The sequence below is a fragment of the Streptomyces sp. YS-3 genome (assembly GCF_045257485.1).
Classification (GTDB): Bacteria; Actinomycetota; Actinomycetes; order Streptomycetales; family Streptomycetaceae; genus Streptomyces.
The window spans coordinates 33109-54954 of sequence record NZ_JBJHPC010000002.1; the positions used below are offsets into that span (position 1 = coordinate 33109).

Sequence of the window (21846 nt, forward strand, 5' to 3'; positions counted from 1 at the left end):
GCGGAAGGGCCCGGTCCACCTCCTGGTGGGCCGGGCCCTTCCGCGTGCGGCGGTGTGCCGGGGCGGGTGTCAGAGGATGATCTGCTCGCCGCCGGACGCCTCCAGCCGGGCGATGGCGGTACGGACCGCCGCCACGAAATCGTCGTAGATGCCGGTGGTGCTGGTCGCGCGGCCCGCGATGGTGTTCACCGTGAACATGGACTTGCGCAGCTCGGTGGTGATCTCCAGCTGGGCGCCCTTGCCGAGCAGGGTCCGGTTGCAGATGTTGGACGGCTCGACGCCCGCGAGGTCCGGCTCGGTCGAGCCGTCGATGGTCTGGAACCCGGCGGCGCGCAGCGCGTCGTGGAGATACGTCTTGAACGTGCCGTTGAGACCGCCGACCACGACCGCCTCGGGCCGGGTGCTGGGCGCCCCGGCCTGGGAGGCGGTGCAGCCGTGCAGGCTGAGCACGTTGAGGTTGGCGGCGGCGATGGACAGGGCCACCTTGTCGTCGCAGTTCTTCGACGTCACGTGCAGCTCGCTGTTGTTGCTGCTGCGGATCGCCTCGAACATCCAGTAGTCGTACACCGGGCCGCCCTTGGCCGCGAGGCCGGCCGGGTCGTATCCGGCGATGCCCAGGCAGAGTTCCGAGGTGCCGCCCTCGATGCCGCCGCCGTGCAGGGCGAGGACGGCGGTACGGCCGTACCGGACGGCCGTCTTCTGGTCGCTGTCGAGCTGCTCGTGGCGCTTGTAGCGTCTGGCGAAGTCGGTGCCCTCCTTTCCGGCGAGCTGGGTGTAGAGGTCGGTGTTGGAGTCGTAGAGGTCGTTGGCACCGGTGGCGTGGGCGGCGCTCGCACCGAGCCCCATCGTCAGCGGACCGGCGACGGTGGCGGTGGCGAGGGCGGTGAGGACCGTACGACGGCTGGTAGTAGTCATGGACGCAATGATCCCTGCGCCATCCGGGTGAACGGCCGCGGGGTCGCCCTCCGGCCCTGTCAGCGCGCTTCGGCCGGTCCGTCCGGCCCGGGCCGCCGTATCAGGAACGGTTCCAGGAGGCCCGGGACCGCCTCCGCCGCGAAGGCCAGCCCCTCGGCCTCGGCGGCGTCCCGGACCGAGTACGCACCGGCGCCCGCGGCCGTCGTGGCGGTCAGCGTGAGGAGCCCGGCGCGGCGCTGGAAGACGGACTGCTTGACCGTCCAGCCGATGACGCCGCCGCGCTGGAGGGCGACGGTGGCCCGGCGGACCGTACCCGAACGGGCCACCAGATAGGCGCCGTCGACCCCGTGCCCCAGGCTCCGGTACGCGTCCAGGGCGAGGGCCACCGCGAGCGGCACCCCCAGCACCGCGACCCCCGCCGCCCCGTACAGCAGGACCGGGGTCAGCGCCGCCCCGAGCAGGGCCAGCAGCGCCACCGGGAACAGGACGGCGAGCAGGGCCCACCGCACCCGCCGGCCCCGGGCCGCGGGCGGATGCGGGATCAGGGCGGCGCCGGTCGGGGCGGCCGGCTCGCGCAGCACCCGGGCGGCCACCTCGGCGGCGACCGCCCGGGGCGCGGGCGGCAGCAGGGTGTTGTGGTCGGCGTGCTCGTCGTCCTCGCCGCGGGCCAGGCCGGTGGCGATCGCATCGAGCCGGGCCGCTCCGCAGAGCCGGACGCCCAGCGGCTCGACCAGTTCGACACCGCGCAGTCTGCGCTCCTCGATGGAGAGCGAGCGGGAGGTGAACAGGCCCCGGCGCACCCGCAGGGTGCCGCCCGGCTCCCGCTCCAGGCGGTAGTTCCACCACATCTCGACCCAGAGGCCGAGCGCCCCGGCCACGCCCACGACCAGCGCCAGGACCACGACGGCGAGGACGGCCCAGCCGAGCGGGGTGTCCCGGAAGCGGTCCCCGGCCCAGTGCAGCACCTCGTCCTGGACGCCGAACCAGTCGCTGAGCTGCAGCAGTCCGCCGAGCGCGGCCCCGGCGAGGGCCGGCGCCACGAACGACACCGGCGCGTACCGGATCCAGGCCGCGTCGAGTGCCGCCAGCTCGCCCGTGCGGTCGGCGCCGTCGGGCCCGGGGGCCCCGCGGGCGAGCAGCACCCGGCGCAGCCGTTCGCCCTCGGCCCGGCTGACCGGGTCCAGTTCGAGGGTGGACTCGCCGCCGCTGTGCTCCCCGGTGCCGATCCTGACCTTGACCAGGCCGAGGACGCGCAGCAGCACGTTGGCGGTGAGGTCGACGCTGCGGATGCGCTCGCGGGCCAGCGAGCGGCGCTTCACCAGCAGCAGCCCGGTGTGCAGCTCGGCCCGCTCGGGGCCGATCCGGTACCGGGTGCGGCGCCAGCCCACGTATCCGGTGAGGGCGCCGGCGGCGAGCGGGAGCACGAGCCAGCCGAAGAGCACGGCGACGGCCCAGCCGCCCGACACCCTGCCCAGCATGGCGAGCGCCGTGGGCAGCCCGGCGCCGACGGCGAGTCCGGCCCCCAGGGCGGTGAAGACGAGCACCCGTCGCCGGTCCAGCCGGAGCCAGAGGTCGGCCGGGACGGGCGCCTCGGCGGGCGCGGGGGCGCCCGGGGCGCCGCCGCTCATGTGGCGTCCCCCGGGGTCGCCCCGGTGATCCTGGTCAGCCGTTCGGCCAGGTCGGCCGCCACCTCGTGGTGCAGGCCGGTGATCCTCAGGGCGCCCTTGGCGGACGCGGTGGTGACGGTGACCGTGGCCAGCGCGAACGACCGCTCCAGCGGGCCGCGCACGGTGTCCACGGTCTGGATCCGGGACATCGGCGCGATCCGCGACTCACGCCAGAAGTACCCCGTCCGTACGTACACCGCGTCGTCGGTGACCTCCCAGCGGTGCACCCGGTACCACCACGGGGGCAGCAGGGCGGCGCAGAGCGCGCCCACCGCCGCGAGCCCGGCCGCCGCCGCGAGCAGCCAGAGCCGGGCGGGGGCGATGAGCACGCCGAGGACGGCGAGGACCACCACCGGCACCGCGGTCAGCGCCAGCCACTGCGCGCGCCACCAGCGGACGGCCGCCGGGTCGAGCGCGTTCCTCGGCGGTCTCAGCACCACCCCCTGCCCCGCCATGGCCTCACCGGCCCCGCAGCGTCCGGTACTTGGCGACCAGGGCCTTGCTGGACCCGTCCAGGCCCGGCACGTCCGCCCCCTCGGTCAGCGCGGGCTCGACGCGCTTGGCGAGCACCTTGCCCAGCTCCACGCCCCACTGGTCGAAGGAGTCGATGTTCCAGATCGCGCCCTGGACGAACACCTTGTGCTCGTAGAGCGCGATGAGCTGGCCGAGGACGGACGGCGTGAGCTCGCGCGCCAGGATGGTGGTGGTGGGGTGGTTGCCGCGGAACGTCTTGTGCGGCACCAGCTCCTCGGCCACGCCCTCCGCCCGCACCTCCTCGGGGGTCTTGCCGAAGGCCAGGGCCTGCGTCTGGGCGAAGAAGTTCGCCATCAGCAGGTCGTGCTGGGCGACCAGGCCCGGCAGGAGGCCGGCGACCGGTTCGGCGAAGCCGATGAAGTCGGCCGGGATGACCTTGGTGCCCTGGTGGATCAACTGGTAGTACGCGTGCTGCCCGTTGGTGCCGGGGGTGCCCCAGACGACCGGGCCGGTCTGCCAGTCGACCGGGTTGCCGTCGCGGTCCACCGACTTGCCGTTGGACTCCATGTCGAGCTGCTGGAGGTAGGCGGTGAACTTCGACAGGTAGTGGCTGTAGGGCAGCACCGCGTGCGACTGGGCGTCGAAGAACGCCCCGTACCAGACGCCGAGCAGACCGAGCAGGAGCGGCGCGTTGGCCTCGGCGGGGGCGGTGCGGAAGTGCTCGTCGACCAGGTGGAAGCCGTCCAGCAGCTCGCGGAAGCGGTCCGGGCCGATCGCGATCATCAGCGAGAGGCCGATCGCGGAGTCGAACGAGTAGCGCCCGCCGACCCAGTCCCAGAACTCGAACATGTTGGCCGTGTCGATGCCGAAGTCCGCGACCTTCTCGGCGTTGGTGGACAGCGCCACGAAGTGCTTGGCGACCGCTTCCTGATCGGCCCTCAGTTCGGTGAGGAGCCAGTCGCGCGCGGAGGTGGCGTTGGTGATCGTCTCGATCGTGGTGAAGGTCTTCGACGCGACGATGAACAGCGTCTCGGCCGCGTCCAGGTCGCGGACCGCCTCGTGGAGGTCGGCGCCGTCGACGTTGGAGACGAAACGGACCGTCAGGCCCCGGTCGGTGAAGGCGCGCAGCGCCTCGTATGCCATCGCCGGACCGAGGTCGGATCCGCCGATGCCGATGTTGACGACGTTCTTGATGCGCCTGCCGGTGTGGCCGGTCCACTCGCCGGAGCGCACGCGGTCGGCGAAGGCCGCCATCCTGTCCAGGACGGCGTGCACGCCCGGCACCACGTCCTCGCCGTCGACCTCGACGACCGTGCCGCGCGGGGCGCGCAGCGCGGTGTGCAGCACCGCGCGGTCCTCGGTCGTGTTGATCTTCTCGCCGCGGAACATGGCGTCCCGCAGCCCCGCCACGTCTGCGGCGGCGGCCAGCTCGCGCAGCAGCCGCAGGGTCTCGTCGGTGACGAGGTGCTTCGAGTAGTCGAGGTACAGGTCGCCGACCGTCAGGGTGTACCCGGTGCCGCGGCCGGGGTCGGCGGCGAACAGCTCACGCAGATGGGTGTCCCCCAACTGCTCGCGGTGCTTGCCCAGCGCGGTCCACTCGGGCATCCGGTTGAGCCTGGTACGGCTTTCTGCGTTCATCTGTGACATCAGCCCACTTCCTCGTACTCACGTACGTACCTGCCCCGCTGCCCCTCCAACCTAGTTGATCAGGACGTAAGGGCAGGAATCAGAGCGGCCACGGCGGCCAGGAACATTCCGGACGCCACCAGGGCGGGGGTGTTGAGCCCCCAGGACGAGGCCGCGGCCCCGCCCAGCAGCGCGCCCAGCGGTGCCCCCGCCACGGCGAGCGTGCGGAAGGCCGCGCCGGTGCGTCCCAGCATGGCCTGCGGGGTGCGCTCCTGCATCAGGGTCACCTGGTTGACGTTCCACACCATTCCCATCACCCCGAACACCGCCATCGCCGCGATCGATACCCACAGTTCCCGTATGGACCCCATCGCGGCCAGGCACACCGTCTGCAGCGCCCCCGCCAGAAGTACGCTCCTCATCCGGCCGAGCCGGCGCGCCAGCCGGGTGGCGAGGAGACCGCCGGCCACGCTGCCCGCCCCGTACGCCGCGATCGCCGCCGCGTAGCCGCCGTGGCCCGCGTGGAGCCAGCCGGTGATGTGCAGGACCAGGGTGGCGATCAGGGCGCCCATGCCGATGTTGCAGAGCGTCGTGGCCACACAGAGCACCCGCAGGCTCCGCTCGCCCCACAGCGCGCGCAGGCCCTCGGCCGTCTCGGCGCGCAGGGTGGAGCCGGGCTCGCGGGCGGGCCGCTCGGGCGCGGCCGTGCGCAGCGAGGCCACCAGCGCCGCCGCCAGGGCGAAGGTGAGCGCGTCCGCCACGTACGGCACGCCGTCGCCCGCCGTCAGGAGCAGGGGCACCAGGGGCGCGGCGAGGAAGCCGCCGGCCAGCTGCTGGCCGGTCATCAGCCGGGCGTTGGCGCGGCCGAGCGCGGGCTGCGGCACCAGCGCGGGCAGCAGGGCCGTCGCCGCGTTGTCGAAGAGCGTCTCCAGGGCGGTGAGCGCGAAGGCGAGCGCGATCAGCAGGGCTATGGAGGCGTGGCCCAGGGCCACCGCGACGGCGAAGGCGGCCATCAGCGCGCCGCGCGTCAGGTCGACCGCCCACATCGCCCGGCGCTGGTCCACCCGGTCCGCGACGGCGCCCCCGAGCAGCCCGAAGAGCAGCCAGGGCAGGAAGCCGCACGCGGTGACCAGCGCGACCGGCATCGGATCGGCGGTCAGGGAGGCCGCGAGCAGCGGCAGCGCGGCGGCGCGCAGCGAGTCACCGAACCGGGAGACGACGGCGGCCGACCACAGCCGCCCGAACCCCCCGCGCCACGCGGGCGCCTCGGCCACCGCGCCGACGGCGCTCTCCAGTACTGTCACAACTCCCCCGGGTGATCGACTGATTCACACGGTAGGGGGAGCCACTGACAATCCGCGGTGACCTGCGGTGACAGCGCATACCGAAGGGCCCGGCGCGCGAACTCGGGTTCGCCTGCCGGGCCCTTCGCCGTCAGATCTCGCCGCGAAGCTTGGCGAGCGCCTCCGCGAGGATCGCCTCGCCGTCCGCGTCACTGCGCCGCTCCCGCACATAGGCGAGGTGGGTCTTGTACGGTTCCGTGCGCGGCGGGTCCGGCGGGTTGTCCCGGTCCTGGCCGGCCGGGAAACCGCAGCGCGGGCAGTCCCACGTCTCCGGAACCTGTGCGTCACTGGCGAAGCTCGGCTGCGTCTCGTGCCCGTTCGAGCACCAGAAGGAGATGCGCAGACGCGGCGCGGACTCGCCGCGCTCCGCCTCACCCATCGGCCCCGCTCCGACCCGGCTTCCCCGGATCGCGTTGCCACTTGCCACGGTCGTAACTCCCTGCGTGATGGTGCTCGAAGATGCCCCAGTCTACGTAAGGCCCAACGCGCGTCCAGCGATTGTGGTTACACCCGCCCCGGGAACGCGGAGACGACAGATCAGTTGTCCAGCTTCATCAGCAGACCGAGAACGACAATGCTCGCGAACCACAACAGACCGACCACGACGGTGATGCGGTCGAGGTTGCGCTCGGCGACCGAGGAACCGCCGACGGACGACTGCATTCCACCACCGAACATGTCGGAGAGGCCGCCGCCCTTTCCCTTGTGCATCAGCACCAGCAGCATCAGCAGCAGGCTGAAGACGATCAGGGCAATCGAAAACCCGACAATCACGGCTGGACCAACTTCCTAGGACTGATATGGCGACGGGGGCCGGGGGGACGTATTCCATAATCCCGAGCCCGGCCCCCGCAAGGGTACGACGGATCCGCGCTACCGCATACTCACTGGTCGCGGAAGCGGACGATCTTGACGAACTCGTCGGCATCCAGTGCCGCGCCGCCCACGAGGGCGCCGTCGACGTCCGGCTGCGCCATGATCGCGGCCACGTTCGAGGCCTTGACCGAGCCGCCGTACTGGATGCGGACCTTGTCGGCCAGCTCCTGCGAGTAGAGCTCCGCGAGACGGCCGCGGATGGCCCCGCAGACCTCCTGGGCGTCCTCGGGTGTGGCGACCTCGCCGGTGCCGATGGCCCACACCGGCTCGTACGCGATCACGACGGACTCGGCCTGCTCGGCCGGGACGTCCTTGAGGCCGCCGTCAAGCTGGTCCAGCGTGTAAGCGACCTGCCGGCCCGCCTTGCGGACGTCCAGGCCCTCGCCGACGCAGAGAATCGGGGTCAGACCGTGCTTGAACGCGGCCTTGACCTTGGCGTTGCAGAGCTCGTCGCTCTCGTTGTGGTACTGGCGGCGCTCGGAGTGGCCGACGGCCACATAGGTGCACTTCAGCTTGGCCAGCATGGCGCCCGAGATCTCTCCCGTGTAGGCGCCGGAGTCCTGCGCCGAGATGTCCTGGGCGCCGTACTTGATCTTGAGCTTGTCGCCGTCGACCAGGGTCTGGACCGACCGCAGGTCCACGAAGGGCGGCAGGACCGCGACCTCGACGGCGTCGTAGTCCTTGTCGGCCAGGGCGAAGGCGAGCTTCTGGACGTGCGCGATGGCCTCAAGGTGGTTGAGGTTCATCTTCCAGTTGCCGGCCATCAGCGGCATACGCGTGGTCACGGTGTTCAGTCCTCCAGTGCGGCAAGGCCGGGAAGCGTCTTGCCCTCAAGGTATTCGAGGCTCGCGCCGCCGCCGGTCGAGATGTGACCGAAGGCGTTCTCGTCGAAGCCGAGGGTGCGCACGGCGGCGGCCGAGTCGCCGCCGCCCACGACGGTGAAGCCGTCGCAGTTGAGCAGCGCCCGCGCGATCGCCTGGGTGCCGCCCGCGTAGTCGGGGTGCTCGAAGACGCCGACCGGGCCGTTCCAGAACACGGTCTCCGCGTCCGCGATCTTCGACGCGTACAGCTCACGGGTCCTGGGACCGATGTCCAGACCCTCCTTGTCGGCGGGGATCTTGTCCGCGTCGACGGTGATGAAGTCGGCCGGCGCCTTGGTCTTCAGGTCCGGGAAGTCGGACGAGGCGACGATGTCGACCGGCAGGACCAGCTCGACACCGCTCTTCGCGGCGCGCTCCATGTACTCCGTGACGACCGGGAGCTGGTCCTCCTGGAGGAGCGAGATGCCGACCTCGTGGCCCTGGGCCTTGAGGAAGGTGTACGCCATGCCGCCGCCGATGAGGATGCGGTCGGCCTTGGAGAGCAGCTGGTCGATGACGGCCAGCTTGTCGGAGACCTTGGCGCCGCCGAGGACGACCACGTACGGGCGCTTGACGTCGTCGGTCAGCTTCTTCAGGACGCCGACCTCGGTGGCGATGAGGAAGCCGGCCGCGTGCGGCAGCCGCGCGGGCAGGTCGAAGACCGAGGCGTGCTTGCGGTGCACCGCGCCGAAGCCGTCGCCCACGTAGAGGTCGGCGAGCTCGGCGAGCTCGTCGGCGAAGGCGCCGCGCTCGGCGTCGTCCTTGCTCGTCTCACCGGCGTTGAAGCGCAGGTTCTCCAGGACGGCCACCTGGCCGTCGGCCAGCGCCGCGACGGTCTGCTTGGCGGAGTCGCCCACGGTGTCGGTGGCGAAGGCGACGTCCGCGCCCAGCAGCTCCCCGAGCCGCCGCGCCACCGGGGCGAGCGAGAAGGCCGGGTCCGGGGCGCCCTTGGGGCGGCCCAGGTGCGAGGCGACGACCACGCGCGCGCCGGCCTCGGCGAGCTTGGCAATCGTCGGCTGGACGGCGCGGATGCGGCCGTCGTCGGTGATGGAGGTGCCGTCGAGCGGCACGTTGAGGTCGGCGCGGACGAATACCCGCTTGCCGGAGACGCCCTCGGCGAGAAGTTCGTCGATCGTCTTCATGTGTTTCTGCGACTCCTTGGAGAAGGACGAGGCAAGCGACAGGGCTCGTGCGGCGCATCGTCGCGCTGCCCGAGCCCTGTGCTCACATCGAGTTGCCTGCCCTGAGACTTATCAGACTTAGAGCTGGCCGCCGACGAAGACGGTGAGGTCGACGAGGCGGTTCGAGTAGCCCCACTCATTGTCGTACCAGCCGAGGATCTTCACCGACTTGCCCTCCTGGACCATGGTCAGGGAGGAGTCGAAGGTGCAGGAGGCCGGCTCGCCGACGATGTCGGAGGACACGATCGCGTCCTCCGTGTACTCCAGGATGCCCTGGAGCTCGCCCTCGGCGGCCTTCTTGAACGCGGCGTTGACCTCGTCCTTGGTCACCTCGCGCTCCAGCTCCACGACGAGGTCGGTGGCCGAGCCGGTCGGGACCGGGACGCGCATCGCGATGCCGTCGAGCTTGCCCTTGAGCTTGGGCAGCACCAGCGCGGTGGCCTTGGCGGCACCGGTGGTGGTGGGGATGATGTTCTCGGCGGCGGCGCGGGCGCGGCGCAGGTCCGAGTGCGGGAAGTCCAGGATGCGCTGGTCGTTCGTGTACGCGTGGACGGTCGTCATCAGACCCTTGACGATGCCGAAGTTCTCGTCGAGGACCTTGGCCATCGGCGCCACGCAGTTGGTGGTGCAGGAGGCGTTGGAGATGACGTGGTGGCTGGCCGCGTCGTACTTGTCCTGGTTGACGCCCATCACGATGGTGATGTCCTCGTCCTTGGCCGGAGCCGAGATGAGGACCTTCTTGGCGCCGCCCGCGATGTGCTTCTCGGCGTCGGCCTTCTTGGTGAAGATGCCGGTCGACTCGATGACGATGTCGACGCCCAGCTGACCCCAGGGGATGTCGGCCGGGTTGCGCTCGGAGAGCACCTTGATGGTGTGGCCATCCACGGTGATGGTGTCGGCGGTGTGCGTGACCTCGGCCTTGAGGCGGCCCAGGATCGTGTCGTACTTGAGCAGGTGAGCAGTGGTCGCGGTGTCACCCAGGTCGTTGACAGCCACGATCTCGATGTCAGCACCCTGCTCCAGCAGCGCGCGGAAGTAGTTGCGCCCGATGCGGCCAAAGCCGTTGATGCCTACGCGGATCGTCACGAACCGATCTCCTCGTTAGGTACGCCGGTTTTCGACGCCGGCGAGTTGTATGGGATGTCCCCGACCGCTTATGACCCTACCTCTCCCGGAGCCGTGGAGTGACATCGAGCGCACTCCCGTGAGCGGCCACGACGGCCCGGACATGGCCGACGGCCCATACCTACCAACGGGTAAGGGCCGTCGACGGGACTTTCGTCCCGATTACGGAGCGTGATGGACAGGCCGGGGGCACCTCCGTGGGTCCGGCGTACGGAGGTGCCCGGCGGATCAGTCCCGCAGGGCGCGGAGCGCCTTGCCGATCACGTTCTTGCGGTCGGCCGCCGACGGCACGTGCTCCAGGCCGAAGCCGAGCAGCACGGTGTCGTGGGTGGTGACGGCCGCCTGGGAGTGGAACAGCGCCTGGGAGCGGGCCCAGTCGCCGGCGTTTCCGGGGCTGCCGGCCGGCGGTCCCGGCACGCTCCATGGGCCGAGCGCCGTCTCGAAGCCCTCGGCGCCCTGGGCGGTTCCGCCGATGACGAGCCTGGTGTCGTCGACGAAGGCGCCCACGCCCCCGGTGCCCGGGTCGGACACATAGGAGACGGAGAGCTCGACCTGCTTGCCCGCGTAGGGGCTCAGGTCGACCGAGACCGGCTGCCATCCGTTGGAGGAGCCGGTGAACCGGTTCCACGCGCCCGAGGTGCCGCTCGGCGTGCAGGCGCTCGCGCCGACGGTCAGGTAGTGCGCCAGGAACGGGTGCGCCTGGACGTAGTAGCCCTGCTCGCACTGGGCGGGCACCGCCTGGCTGGTGCCGCCGTTGGTGTCCGGCAGCGTCGTCCAGTCCTCCTGCCCCACGGTGTGCGCCTCGACGACCACGTTGTCGAAGCCCGGCTCGGTGTCATAGCTGAGCTGGAACTGCAGGCTCGGCCTGTCGGCCGCCGCCGTGCCGCTCAGATCGACGGTCCTGGACAGCCGCATATAGGCGTTGTCCTGGTGCACGGCCGCCGCGAACCAGTCGCCCGCGGCCGGCTCGAACGGGGTGCGGATGCCCGGGTAGGTGCCCGCGGCGGCGCTCTTGAACTGCGGGAACCGGTCGGGCTTGAGGGTGTCCGAGGTGATCGTGTACGCCCCGGCCAGGTTCAGCGGGTTGTCGCTGGCGTTGCCGAGCGCCGCCTTGGCCCCCGCCAGCTTCCCCGTGCCCTGGAAGGCCGGCGGCGATTTCAGGCCGACGCGGTTGTAGGCGCCGAGATAGTACTGGGCGAAGTCGTCGGAGTCGGCGCCGCCGAGGTCGACCGTGCCGCCCGCCTGCTCACCGGCGTTGACGAGCCGGCCGCCCTCGTTGAGGAAGTCGCGCACGGCCAGGGTGACGGCGGCGGTGGGCCGCTCGGCGCCCGTGTACCAGACGGCCGTCCTGAAGTGGCTGAGCACACCGAGCGCGCTCGGGGCGCCCTGGGTGGCCACGTCCCAGACCGCGGACCGGCGGCCGTTGCCGGCGAGCGCCTCGGTGTACGCGCCGGCGTGCTGGGCGGGCGCGGTGCCGCCCTCCTCCGCGATCACCAGGGTGTCGCCCCTGGGCCGGGCGGCCACGGTGTAGGTGAAGGGCGTGCTGGAGGTCCGCTTGCCGGCCCGGGTGCGCCCGGTGAACCAGACCTCGACCCGGGAGCCGGTGTCCGCGCCCTCGACGGTGGCCCGGTACTGGTCGAAGTGGATGTCGTCCTCGCCGCCGTAGACGTCGCCGCCCTTCCAGGCCTTGAGGTCCTCGGTGTGGGTACGGCCGCCGTCGACGCGGTAGTTGAGCCTCTTGTCGCGCACCGACCTGCGTGCGGTGACGGCGACTTCCTGGTCCTCGCCACGGGCGTACGAGGTGGTGAAGGCGTCCGGGGTGAAGTCGGGGGCGTCGATGCCGACCGGGGAGACCGGCTGGTCGGGGTGGCGCGCGGTGTCGGCGACGGCCAGCGCGAACGGGATGTTCTTGGTGAACTCCTGCTGGATCAGCTTCTCGTCGTCGGGGAAGTTGAAGACCGACTGGCAGTCGCCGGGCTTCCACCGGTCGTTCGGGTCGATCCGGGAGGCCGTCTGGCAGGTCGACATCTCCGGGGTGAACATATGGACGCCGTTGACGTTCCCCGCGTGTCCGTCGGCCTCGCCGTTGGTGGTGTACAGCTCGGAGGAGAGCTGTGAGCGGTAACCGGGGATCGCGGGCTTCTCGGGCGTGCCGGCCAGCGCCTTGAGGAGGACGTCGTCCGGGGTCGGGGTGGCGACCTGCCAGCCCACGCCGTACAGCAGCAGTTCGGCCGCGGAGTGGTAGTTGATGGCGTACGAGAACCCGATCCGCTTCTCGAAGGAGTCCAGCGCCTTGGTCTCCGGCTCGGAGCCTGCCGAGGGGCCGCGGTAGGTCTCGTCGGCGGGGTCGGGGGAGGAACCCTCGTTGTCGTAGCCCCACTTGTACGGGAAGTTGCGGTTGGGGTCGACGCCGTCGCCCGCGGTGATCTTCCCGTCGCCGTTGTTGTCGCGCAGGTTCTTGCGCCACAGCCGCTGCTGGGTGCCGGTGAAGGTGTAGTCGTACCCGTCGGGGTTGGCGGAGAGGACGAACCACAGCTCGGTGGAGTCCACGATCTTGGTGATCCGCGGGTCCTTGCCGTAGTTGTCGAGGTAGTAGTGCATCAGCCGCCGGGTCATCTCCGGAGTGATCCACTCACGCGCGTGCTGGTTCGACATGTACAGCACGGAGGGCTTGGAGCCGTCCTTGGCCTTGTTCGCGCCCTTGGTGAGCTTGAGCGCGAGGATGTCCTGGCCCTTGACCGTCTTGCCGATCGACTCGACCTTGGTGAGGGCGGGGTGGGCGAGCTGGGTGTCGACGATCTCCTGCCGCAGGCCGCCCGCCCCGCTGTAGGGGCGGAAGACGCCGTCCCCCTGGGCCCGCAGGCGCTTCTCGGTCGTCGTGGAGAGCGTGTGCTCGGTGAGGTCGACGCCTTGTTGCCGCAAGGTGCCGGCCTGCGTCTTCGTGAGGTAGAGCTCGACCTTGGCGGTCCCCTTCGCGGGGACCTGCGCGGTCAGTTCCCGGCCGTCCGCGCCCTGCGCGAGCAGGAGCGGCAGCTGTGCCTTGGTGACGTCGGCGTACCAGACGGACAGGCCTTCGCCGGTGCCGCCCTTGCCGCCCGGACTGGCGTGGGCGGCTGGTACCGCCGCCAGACCGGCCGTGAGCAGTGAAGCCGCGGCGAGGATCGCTCTCGCTCTGCGTCTCATTGGCCCCCCTTGCTGTTGTGTGCCACGAAAGTGACAGACGCCAGGCTCATGACACTTCATGATCATGTCAATACCGCGCGAGGGGGCCGGAAACGGAACCGGCGCCCACCAAGTGGGCGCCGTTCACGACAGGGTGGAGCCTGGGCGCGCCGCCGGTACGGGAGCCGGGCCGGCGCGAAACGGAGGGGTACTCCTCCGGTCAGCCGACCAGGCCGTCGGCCATCTCCTCGGTCAGATTGGACTCCGTGCCGGGGATGCCCAGATCCTGCGCCCGCTTGTCCGCCATGGCCAGCAGCCGGCGGATCCGGCCCGCGACCGCGTCCTTGGTCAGCGGCGGGTCGGCGAGCGCGCCCAGCTCCTCCAGGGAGGCCTGCTTGTGCTCCATGCGCAGCCGTCCGGCGGCGGCCAGGTGCTCCGGCACCTCCTCGCCCAGGATCTCCAGGGCGCGCTGCACCCGGGCCCCGGCGGCGACGGCGGCCCGCGCCGAGCGGCGCAGATTGGCGTCGTCGAAGTTGGCCAGGCGGTTGGCGGTGGCCCGGACCTCCCGGCGCATCCGCCGCTCCTCCCAGGCGAGCACCGACTCGTGCGCCCCGAGGCGGGTGAGCAGCGCGCCGATCGCGTCCCCGTCGCGCACGACCACGCGGTCCACTCCGCGCACCTCGCGGGCCTTGGCGGCGATCTGGAGCCTGCGGGCCGCGCCGACCAGCGCGAGGGCCGCCTCCGGTCCGGGGCAGGTCACCTCCAGGGAGGAGGAGCGGCCCGGCTCGGTGAGCGAGCCGTGGGCGAGGAAGGCCCCGCGCCAGGCCGCCTCGGCGTCACAGGTGGCCCCCGAGACCACTTGCGGCGGGAGACCCCGGATGGGGCGGCCCCGGCCGTCGACGAGGCCGGTCTGGCGCGCCAGCTGGTCGCCGCCCGCCACCACCCGTACGACGAAGCGCGAACCGCGGCGCAGACCGCCCGGAGCCATCACGATCAGCTCGGAGCTGTGGCCGAAGATCTCCAGGATGTCCCGCTTGAGGCGGCGCGCCGCCATCGCGGTGTCGAGCTCCGCCTCGATCACGATGCGACCGCTGACCAGGTGGAGGCCGCCGGCGAACCGCAGGATCGACGAGACCTCCGCCTTTCTGCAGCAGGTCCGGGTGACGGGAAGCCGGGAGATCTCATCCTTCACCGCTGCCGTCATCGCCATGGGCCGATCCTTCCATGCATCCGAAAAATACGGTCGTACGCGGCGGCCAACAGCTCCCGGTCGTGCTTCGGGGACCCGTCGGGCGCGGCGACCGCCGCCAGCTCGACCACGGCGCCGAGCTGCTTGGCGGCGTCGGCGAGGGACTCGCGGTCGGGCACGGCGGCCACGTCGGCCAGCACCACGTCCAGGGCGAGTTTAGGGGCGTGTCGTCCCAAAACCTCCAAATGACGCTGCGGAGAGAAGCCATCGGTTTCGCCGGGCTGGGGCGCCAGGTTCAGCGAGAGCACCTTGCGGGCCTTGGTCACCGTGAGCGCGTCGAGCAGCTCGGGCACCAGCAGATGCGGGATCACCGAGGAGAACCAGGAGCCGGGCCCCAGCACCACCCAGTCGGCGTCCAGGACGGCCTCCACCGCCTCCGGGACCGCCGGCGGGTCGTGCGGCACCAGGTTGACCGACTGCACCTCGCCCGGGGTGAGCGCCACCGTGGCCTGCCCCCGGACGGTGTCCACGTCGTCGGGGCGGTCCGGGTCGTGGCCCCGCACCAGCGCCTGCAGCTCCAGCGGGACCGCGGACATCGGCAGCACCCTGCCGTGTGCCCCCAGGAGCCTGCCGACCAGGTCGAGCGCCTGGACGTGGTCGCCCAGCTGCTCCCACAGGGCGACGATCAGCAGATTGCCGACCGCGTGCTCGTGCAGCTCGCCCTGGGACTGGAAGCGGTGCTGGATGACCCGGGCCCAGGTCTGGCCCCAGTCGTCGTCGCCGCAGAGCGCCGCCAGGGCCTTGCGCAGATCGCCCGGCGGCAGCACGCCCAGCTCCTCGCGGAGCCGGCCGCTGGAGCCGCCGTCGTCGGCCACGGTGACGACGGCGGTCAGGTCGCCGGTGATCCGGCGCAGCGCCGCGAGCGACGCGGAGAGGCCCATGCCGCCGCCGAGGGCGACGACCTTGGGCTGGGCGCCACGCTTGCGGCCGGTGCCCGGCACCGGCCCGCGCGTACGCCGTCGGTACACCTTCACTCGCGCCCCATGTCCCGGTGGACGACGACGGTCTCGATTCCCTCGGAGGCGAGCCGGGCGGCCAGCTTCTCCGACATCGCCACGGAGCGGTGCTTGCCGCCCGTGCAGCCGACGGCGATCGTCACGTACCGCTTGCCCTCGCGGCGGTAGCCGGTGGCGATCAGCTGGAGCAGTTCGCTGTACTGGTTGAGGAACTCCTTGGCGCCCGGCTGGTTGAAGACGTAACCGGACACCTCCTCGTTCAGGCCCGTGTACGGGCGCAGCTCCGGCACCCAGTGCGGGTTCGGCAGGAAGCGGCAGTCCACCACCAGGTCGGCGTCGACCGGCAGACCGTACTTGTAGCCGAACGACATCACCGTGGCGCGCAGCTCCGGCTCCTCGTCCCCGGCGAACTGGGCGTCCATCTTGGCGCGCAGCTCGTGGACGTTGAGGCTGGAGGTGTCGATCACCAGGTCGGCGTCGCCGCGCAGCTCGCGCAGCAGGTCGCGCTCGGCCGCGATGCCGTCGACGATCCGGCCGTCGCCCTGGAGGGGGTGCGGGCGGCGGACCGACTCGAAGCGGCGCACCAGCGCGTCGTCCGACGACTCCAGGAAGACGATCCGCCGGGTGACCTGCTTGGAGTCCAGGTCGGCCAGCGACTCGCGGAGGTTGTCGAAGAACCGGCGGCCCCGCACGTCGACGACGACGGCGATGCGGGCCACATTGCCCTGGGAGCGGGCGCCGAGCTCCACCATGGTGGGGATCAGCGCGGGCGGCAGGTTGTCGACGACGAACCAGCCGAGGTCCTCCAGGCACTTGGCGGCGGTGCTGCGTCCGGCGCCGGACATGCCGGAGATGATCACCAGCTCGGGGATGGCCGGCTCTACGGCGTCGTTCGTCGTGCCCGTACTCACGTGTGCGGCTCCAGCTTCTGCGTCTGTTCGGTCGTGCTCAGTCATTTCGCGGATCCCCCGTCGTCCTCTTCAATGATCTCTCCTGTCGCCGTGTTCACGGCGGGTGCGGCCGGAGCTGCCTGTGCCAGGGCCGCCGCCACGGTCTCGGCCGTCTTGCGGCCTATCCCGGGAACTTCACAGATCTGCTCGATTGTCGCCGACCGCAGCCGCTTCACCGAGCCGAAATGCTTGATCAGAGCCTGTTTGCGGGACTCGCCCAGGCCCGCCACGTCGTCCAGGGGGCTCGCCTTGAACCGCTTGGTCCGCTTGACCCGCTGGTAGGTGATGGCGAACCGGTGGGCCTCGTCACGCACGCGCTGGAGCAGATACAGCCCCTCGCTGGAGCGCGGCAGGACGACGGGGTCGTCGTCGTCCTGCAGCCAGACCTCCTCCAGACGCTTGGCGAGCCCGCAGACCGCCACATCGTCCATCCCCAACTCGTCCAGGGCCCGCTTGGCGGCGGCCACCTGCGGCTGCCCGCCGTCGACCACCACGAGCTGCGGCGGGTAGGCGAACCGCTTGGGCCGCCCGTCCTCGGTGCGGGGACCGGCCTCCGCCGGGGCCTCGCCGGGCGCCGGGACCTCACCGGAGGGAGCCGGTCCGGCCGCGCCCTCCTCGCCGTCCGCCCACTCCCCCAGCCGGGCGCTCTCGGCCAGGTACCGCTTGAAGCGGCGGGTGATGACCTCGTGCATGGACCGGACGTCGTCCTGGCCCTCGAAGCCCTTGATCTGGAAGCGCCGGTACTCGCTCTTGCGGGCCAGGCCGTCCTCGAAGACGACCATGGAGGCCACCACGTCCTCGCCCTGGAGGTGGGAGATGTCGAAGCACTCGATCCGCAGCGGCGCGCTGTCCAGGTCCAGGGCCTGCGCGATCTCCTCCAGGGCCCGGGAGCGGGTGGTCAGGTCGGAGGCGCGCTTGGTCTTGTGCAGCGCGAGCGCCTGCTGCGCGTTGCGCGCGACCGTCGCCATCAGGTCCTTCTTGTCGCCGCGCTGCGGGATGCGCAGCGACACCTGCGACCCGCGCCGCCCGGCCAGCCACGCGCCGACCGACTCGGCGTCCTCGGGCAGCGCCGGAACCAGCACCTCCTTCGGTACGGAGTCGCCGGTCTCCTCCCCGTACAGCTGCTGGAGGGCGTGCTCGACCAGTCCCGCCGTGTCGACGGCCTCGACCTTGTCGGTGACCCAGCCGCGCTGGCCGCGCACCCGTCCGCCGCGCACATGGAAGATCTGCACGGCCGCCTCCAGCTCGTCCTCGGCGACCGCGATCAGGTCCGCGTCGGTGGCGTCGGCGAACACCACCGCGTTCTTCTCCAGGGCCCGGCGCAGCGCCCCGATGTCGTCGCGCAGCCGCGCGGCCCGCTCGTACTCCATCTCCTCGGCCGCCGCCGCCATGTCCTTCTCCAGGCGGCGGATGTACGTACCCGTGCGCCCGGCCATGAAGTCGCAGAAGTCGTCGGCCAGTTCGCGGTGCTCCTCGGGCGTGACCCGGCCGACGCAAGGGGCCGCGCACTTGCCGATGTAGCCGAGCAGACAAGGCCGGCCGATCTGGGTGGAGCGCTTGAACACCCCGGCGGAGCACGTCCTCACCGGGAAGACGCGGAGCATCAGGTCCACGGTCTCGCGGATCGCCCACGCGTGCGCGTACGGACCGAAGTAGCGCACGCCCTTCTTCTTGGCGCCGCGCATCACCTGCACCCTCGGGAACTGTTCGTTGAGGGTGACCGCCAGATAGGGATAGCTCTTGTCGTCGCGGTACTTGACGTTGAAGCGGGGGTCGAACTCCTTGATCCACGAATACTCGAGCTGGAGCGCCTCGACCTCGGTGGAGACGACCGTCCACTCCACGGACGCGGCCGTGGTGACCATCGTCGCCGTGCGCGGGTGCAGGCTCGTGAGCGGCTGGAAGTAGTTCGCGAGCCGCTGGCGCAGGGACTTGGCCTTGCCGACGTAGATCACCCGGCGGTGGTCGTCCCGGAACTTGTAGACCCCCGGCGAGTCGGGGATCTGTCCCGGCTTGGGGCGGTAGGTGGAGGGGTCTGCCATGGCCACCACCCTACTGGCGGGGACCGACAACGCGGTTTCACGGGGCGGGGCCCTCTGCGGGCACGGGGAACCGCGTGACCGGGCGCGTACGATCCGCGGCCGGTCACGCGGTCCGTCCGACGGCCTACGCCGGGTTCGCCCCGCGCCTGCGGCGGCGCAGCGCCACCGCGCCCAGGCCCGCCGCCGCGAGCGCACCCGCACCGGTGGTCACCGCGGCGGCCGTGCCCGTACCGCCACCGTGGCCTGCGGAGACGGCCGCGGCGGAGGAGGCGGACGAGGCAGCCGCGGCCTGGGCCCGGGCCTCCTCGGGGGTCCGGCCGAACCCGCCGGCCTTGCCGGACTTCGCGTACGCGGAGCCGGGCAGCTTGTCGCCGTAGGCCCGCTGGACGCGCTGCCGGTAGGCGGCCAGCGTGGTGCCCCGGGCGCCGACCGCGCGCACGGCGTCCTCGTCCAGCGGGAGCACGGTGGCGCCCTTCTGGACGTACCAGGCGTTGATCTGCGGCTCCTGGAAGACCGTGCCGCCCGGCAGCCGGCTCGCGCCCGCCGCGGCATAGCGGGCCTCGTCGTCACCGGTGGCGATGTTCACGACCTGCCAGGTCCCGCCCTGCGGAACCGCCCACAGGGAGGCCTTCTGCCCGTCCGAGGAGACGGCCGTGGAGGCGAGGTACTCCAGCTTCGCGACCGGCGCCCCCGCCCGCCCGGCGACGAACTCCGGGGAAAGCGTGTAGACGGGCACCGCGTCGCCCTGGATGCGCGGGGCGACGGCGGCCAGGGACACCTTGCCGTCCCGTGCGAAGAAGCGGGAGAGCGTGGCGAGGGTCGCGGGCGCCGCCGCGGCCCGGTGGGCGGCGGCCCTGGAGTCCGCCGACGCGAGGGGGCCCGGGTCGGCCGCCGCGCCCGGGGCGCAGAGACCGGCGAGGCCGGTGAGCAGCGCCGCGACGGCGGCGCAGGAGGAGGACAGACGTCGCAGGGTCATCGTCGTCACGCCCCGATCCGGTAGAGCGAGTGGGTCCAGGAGAACGAGTCGTTGTCGACGTACCAGGCGTGCGAGGCCCAGTTGTAGCGGTTGCTGGAGGGCCAGGGGTCGCCCCAGTACACCCAGCTGTTCGCGGTGTCGTACCCGTAGATCACCTGCATATGACCGCCGCCGCTCGACCACTGGATACGGCTCTCCATGGGCCGGTTGGCGTTGATCTCGGTCTGGACGGTCGAGTAGCGCAGCCAGCCGCTTACGTAGGAACCGGAGCTGATCCCGGCCCAGTCCAGGGCGGTCTGCACATTGCCCAGGTCCGCCTGCCAGTTCGGGCAGTCGTACCCCTGCTGGCGCCCGAAGGCGGCGTTGCAGAACTGGTTCTGTCTGTAGGAGCGCCCGAACCAGGTGGCGATGGTGTTGCCGGACGCGGCCCAGCACCAGTTGTCCTTCTGCTGGGCCTGCATGGTGATGTCGAGCCGTTTCGACGTGGCGGTCGTCACCGCGGCGGCGGACGGCGTGTCGGCGGCGGTACGGGGGTCGGCGGCGGTCGTGGACGTGGCGGCTGCGGTGGTGCCGTGCTCGTGCGGGGATGCGACGGCGCTCGCCGTGGGGGCGACGAGCAGGGCCGTCACCACGAGGGCGAGGGCCGGAAGCCGTCTCTTGCGGTTGTGCATCGCGTTCCTCCCGAAGCGGGGGGTGTGGGGATTGGAGGAGCGCGTCCGGACGCTTTCGGTGAGCATCGAACGTTGTCGTGGGCTGGTCAACGCGCTTCAATGCGGGGTGAGACGCGGGTGTGAACGGAGTGGCCTCCATGTGAACAGGCCTTCCCGGCCCACCAGGCCACCCGGGTCCCGCGGCGACCCGTGACCACCCCCCGCCGTGAACGTTCACTGTGCGGCCCGAAGCCCCCTGACCGGCAGCGCGGTTGAACCAGGTCCGTAGGGCCGGCCCGGCCACCGACACGGTGGGCCCGGACCCGTACGGCCACCCCCCACCGGATCCGAAGCCGTCCCGAGGGAGTCCCCCATGCTCCACACCGATGCCGATCTCGCACAGGTGCTCCACACCGGCCCGTTCCATCTGGCGCTGCGCACCGCGCTCGCCGTCCGCGGGCTTCCGCTCCAGCGCGTCCAGCACCATCTCGCGGGGCGCGGGGTCAAGGTCGGTGTGACCAGCCTCAGTTACTGGCAGCAGGGTGCCCGACGGCCGCAGCGCGCCGAGTCGCTGCGGGCCGTGCGCGCCCTGGAGGAGGTCCTCGGGCTGCCGGACCGTTCGCTGCTGCGGCTGCTCGACGACGGCGAGGCCCGCGACGGGGCGGAGCGCCCGGCGGCCCGCTCCTACCGCTCGCTGGTGGAGGCCTCCGGGATCGTCGAGCGGCTGATCACCGACCTGGAGTCACCGGTGGACGGCGGCCTGCACACGGTCGGCCACCACGAGCGGGTACGCGTCGGGGCGGGCCGCGAACTGCTCGGCCGCGACTCCCAGCAGGTGGTGCGGGCCCACCGGGACGGGATCGACCGCTATCTCGCCATCCACCACGGCGACCCCGGCTGCGACCCGTCCCGGGTGCGGGTGCGCGCCGTCGAGAACTGCCGCACCGGCCGGGTGCGCTGGGACGCCGACACCGGTGTCCTGGTGGCCGAGCTGCTCTTCGACGCCCGGCTCAGAGCCGGGGAGACGTACCTCTTCGGCTACGGCTTCGAGGACGGCACGGCCGGCCCGAGCAGCGAGTACGTACGCGGTTTCAGCTTCGCGGGCGGGCAGTACGTGCTCCAGGTCCGCTTCGACGAGCACGCCCTGCCGGTACGGTGCCGGCGCTTCGCCCGGACCTCGGCCGGCTCGGCCCGCTCGGCCCGGGGCGATCTGACGCTGAGCGGGCAGCACCGGACGGTGCACCTGGTCGAGCAGGGGGTGCGGCCCGGGATCCTGGGGATCGACTGGGACTGGGCGTAGGCGCGGCGGGAAGCCCTGCTCAGGCGTCGGGACCGGCCACCAGCCTGCCGTCCTTCACCTTCACCGGGACGGCGGGCAGCGGCACGGTCGCCGGGCCGTGCACGGGCTGGCCGGTCATGACGTTGAAGCGGCTGCCGTGGCAGGGGCAGTTCCCGTGCCCGTCCTCGATCTTGTCCAGGACGCAGCCGGCGTGGGTGCACTGGGCGCTGAACGCCTTGTACTCGCCCTTGGCCGGGCAGGACACCATCAGTCGCTGCTCACGGTAGAGCTTGGCCCCGCCGACCGGGATCTCCTCGGGCGCGCCCAGGGCGACCGGGGCGGTCGGGGTCGGCGTCTGGGCGTGGCCGAGCTTGGAGTCGGTGGAGCAGGCGGCCACACCCAGCCCCGCGGCCCCGGCGAGGGCCGCGCCTTTCAGCACGGTGCGACGGGCGGCGGGCTGGCCGGACATGGGGTCTCCACGGGTCATGGGGGGTTGGTGACGTATCCGACGATAC

At 71.7% G+C, this 21846-nt stretch carries 19 protein-coding genes; 1 reads left to right on the forward strand and 18 read right to left on the reverse strand.

Going from position 1 to position 21846, the window contains the following annotated elements; all coding sequences use genetic code 11:
- Positions 1-69 precede the first annotated feature (69 nt).
- The 17 genes from ACJA3G_RS00400 to ACJA3G_RS00480 all read right to left on the reverse strand — a co-directional run bounded on the left by ACJA3G_RS00400 (position 70) and on the right by ACJA3G_RS00480 (position 20073).
- Complete coding sequence (locus tag ACJA3G_RS00400; RefSeq protein WP_406550796.1) at positions 70-915, reverse strand: poly-gamma-glutamate hydrolase family protein; 846 nt, start codon at positions 913-915, stop codon at positions 70-72.
- Positions 916-974: 59 nt separating this feature from the next.
- Positions 975-2543, reverse strand: a complete 1569-nt coding sequence (locus tag ACJA3G_RS00405) for a PH domain-containing protein (RefSeq protein ID WP_406550797.1) — start codon at positions 2541-2543, stop codon at positions 975-977.
- On the reverse strand, positions 2540-3037 hold the full coding sequence (locus ACJA3G_RS00410; protein ID WP_406550798.1) for a PH domain-containing protein: 498 nt from the start codon (positions 3035-3037) through the stop codon (positions 2540-2542). Before ACJA3G_RS00410 ends, ACJA3G_RS00405 begins: the two co-directional genes overlap by 4 nt.
- Before the next feature lie 4 nt (positions 3038-3041).
- A complete protein-coding gene (gene pgi, locus ACJA3G_RS00415) occupies positions 3042-4694 on the reverse strand; it encodes a glucose-6-phosphate isomerase (protein ID WP_406550799.1) in 1653 nt (550 codons plus the stop codon).
- 68 nt (positions 4695-4762) lie between these two features.
- The gene (locus tag ACJA3G_RS00420; RefSeq protein WP_406550800.1) at positions 4763-5986 is read right to left on the reverse strand and encodes an MFS transporter; all 1224 of its coding nucleotides are present in this window, start codon (positions 5984-5986) and stop codon (positions 4763-4765) included.
- A gap of 130 nt (positions 5987-6116) precedes the next feature.
- Positions 6117-6452: an RNA polymerase-binding protein RbpA gene (locus ACJA3G_RS00425; protein WP_003976875.1), complete on the reverse strand. Its 336-nt coding sequence runs from the start codon at positions 6450-6452 to the stop codon at positions 6117-6119.
- A 110-nt stretch (positions 6453-6562) separates the two neighbouring features.
- Positions 6563-6799: a preprotein translocase subunit SecG gene (gene secG / locus ACJA3G_RS00430; RefSeq protein WP_190088918.1), complete on the reverse strand. Its 237-nt coding sequence runs from the start codon at positions 6797-6799 to the stop codon at positions 6563-6565.
- Between the two features lie 110 nt (positions 6800-6909).
- The gene (gene tpiA, locus ACJA3G_RS00435) at positions 6910-7686 is read right to left on the reverse strand and encodes a triose-phosphate isomerase (protein WP_406550801.1); all 777 of its coding nucleotides are present in this window, start codon (positions 7684-7686) and stop codon (positions 6910-6912) included.
- A 5-nt stretch (positions 7687-7691) separates the two neighbouring features.
- Positions 7692-8903 carry a phosphoglycerate kinase gene (locus ACJA3G_RS00440; protein WP_406550802.1) on the reverse strand — a complete coding sequence of 404 codons (1212 nt, stop codon included), beginning with the start codon at positions 8901-8903 and terminating at the stop codon, positions 7692-7694.
- 117 nt (positions 8904-9020) lie between these two features.
- On the reverse strand, positions 9021-10028 hold the full coding sequence (gene gap / locus ACJA3G_RS00445; RefSeq protein ID WP_406550803.1) for a type I glyceraldehyde-3-phosphate dehydrogenase: 1008 nt from the start codon (positions 10026-10028) through the stop codon (positions 9021-9023).
- Between the two features lie 267 nt (positions 10029-10295).
- Positions 10296-13250 (reverse strand): M14 family zinc carboxypeptidase, encoded by a 2955-nt coding sequence (locus ACJA3G_RS00450; protein ID WP_406550804.1) that lies wholly within the window; start codon positions 13248-13250, stop codon positions 10296-10298.
- Between the two features lie 199 nt (positions 13251-13449).
- A complete protein-coding gene (gene whiA, locus ACJA3G_RS00455; protein ID WP_101387789.1) occupies positions 13450-14439 on the reverse strand; it encodes a DNA-binding protein WhiA in 990 nt (329 codons plus the stop codon).
- Positions 14430-15452 (reverse strand): uridine diphosphate-N-acetylglucosamine-binding protein YvcK, encoded by a 1023-nt coding sequence (gene yvcK, locus ACJA3G_RS00460; RefSeq protein WP_406550805.1) that lies wholly within the window; start codon positions 15450-15452, stop codon positions 14430-14432. Before yvcK ends, whiA begins: the two co-directional genes overlap by 10 nt.
- Positions 15449-16390 (reverse strand): RNase adapter RapZ, encoded by a 942-nt coding sequence (gene rapZ, locus ACJA3G_RS00465; protein WP_406550806.1) that lies wholly within the window; start codon positions 16388-16390, stop codon positions 15449-15451. Before rapZ ends, yvcK begins: the two co-directional genes overlap by 4 nt.
- Complete coding sequence (uvrC, locus tag ACJA3G_RS00470; RefSeq protein WP_406550807.1) at positions 16387-18426, reverse strand: excinuclease ABC subunit UvrC; 2040 nt, start codon at positions 18424-18426, stop codon at positions 16387-16389. The genes rapZ and uvrC overlap by 4 nt, the downstream gene beginning before the upstream one ends.
- A 124-nt stretch (positions 18427-18550) precedes the next feature.
- Positions 18551-19402 carry a hypothetical protein gene (locus tag ACJA3G_RS00475; RefSeq protein ID WP_406550812.1) on the reverse strand — a complete coding sequence of 284 codons (852 nt, stop codon included), beginning with the start codon at positions 19400-19402 and terminating at the stop codon, positions 18551-18553.
- A 5-nt stretch (positions 19403-19407) separates the two neighbouring features.
- Positions 19408-20073 carry a papain-like cysteine protease family protein gene (locus ACJA3G_RS00480; protein ID WP_406550808.1) on the reverse strand — a complete coding sequence of 222 codons (666 nt, stop codon included), beginning with the start codon at positions 20071-20073 and terminating at the stop codon, positions 19408-19410.
- Between the two features lie 352 nt (positions 20074-20425).
- Here ACJA3G_RS00480 and ACJA3G_RS00485 point away from each other — a divergent pair, with 352 nt between their 5' ends.
- A complete protein-coding gene (locus tag ACJA3G_RS00485) occupies positions 20426-21352 on the forward strand; it encodes a hypothetical protein (protein WP_406550809.1) in 927 nt (308 codons plus the stop codon).
- A 19-nt stretch (positions 21353-21371) separates the two neighbouring features.
- On the opposite strand, the gene ACJA3G_RS00490 is transcribed toward ACJA3G_RS00485, so the two are convergent.
- Positions 21372-21800 (reverse strand): Rieske (2Fe-2S) protein, encoded by a 429-nt coding sequence (locus ACJA3G_RS00490; RefSeq protein WP_406550813.1) that lies wholly within the window; start codon positions 21798-21800, stop codon positions 21372-21374.
- Positions 21801-21846 lie beyond the last annotated feature (46 nt).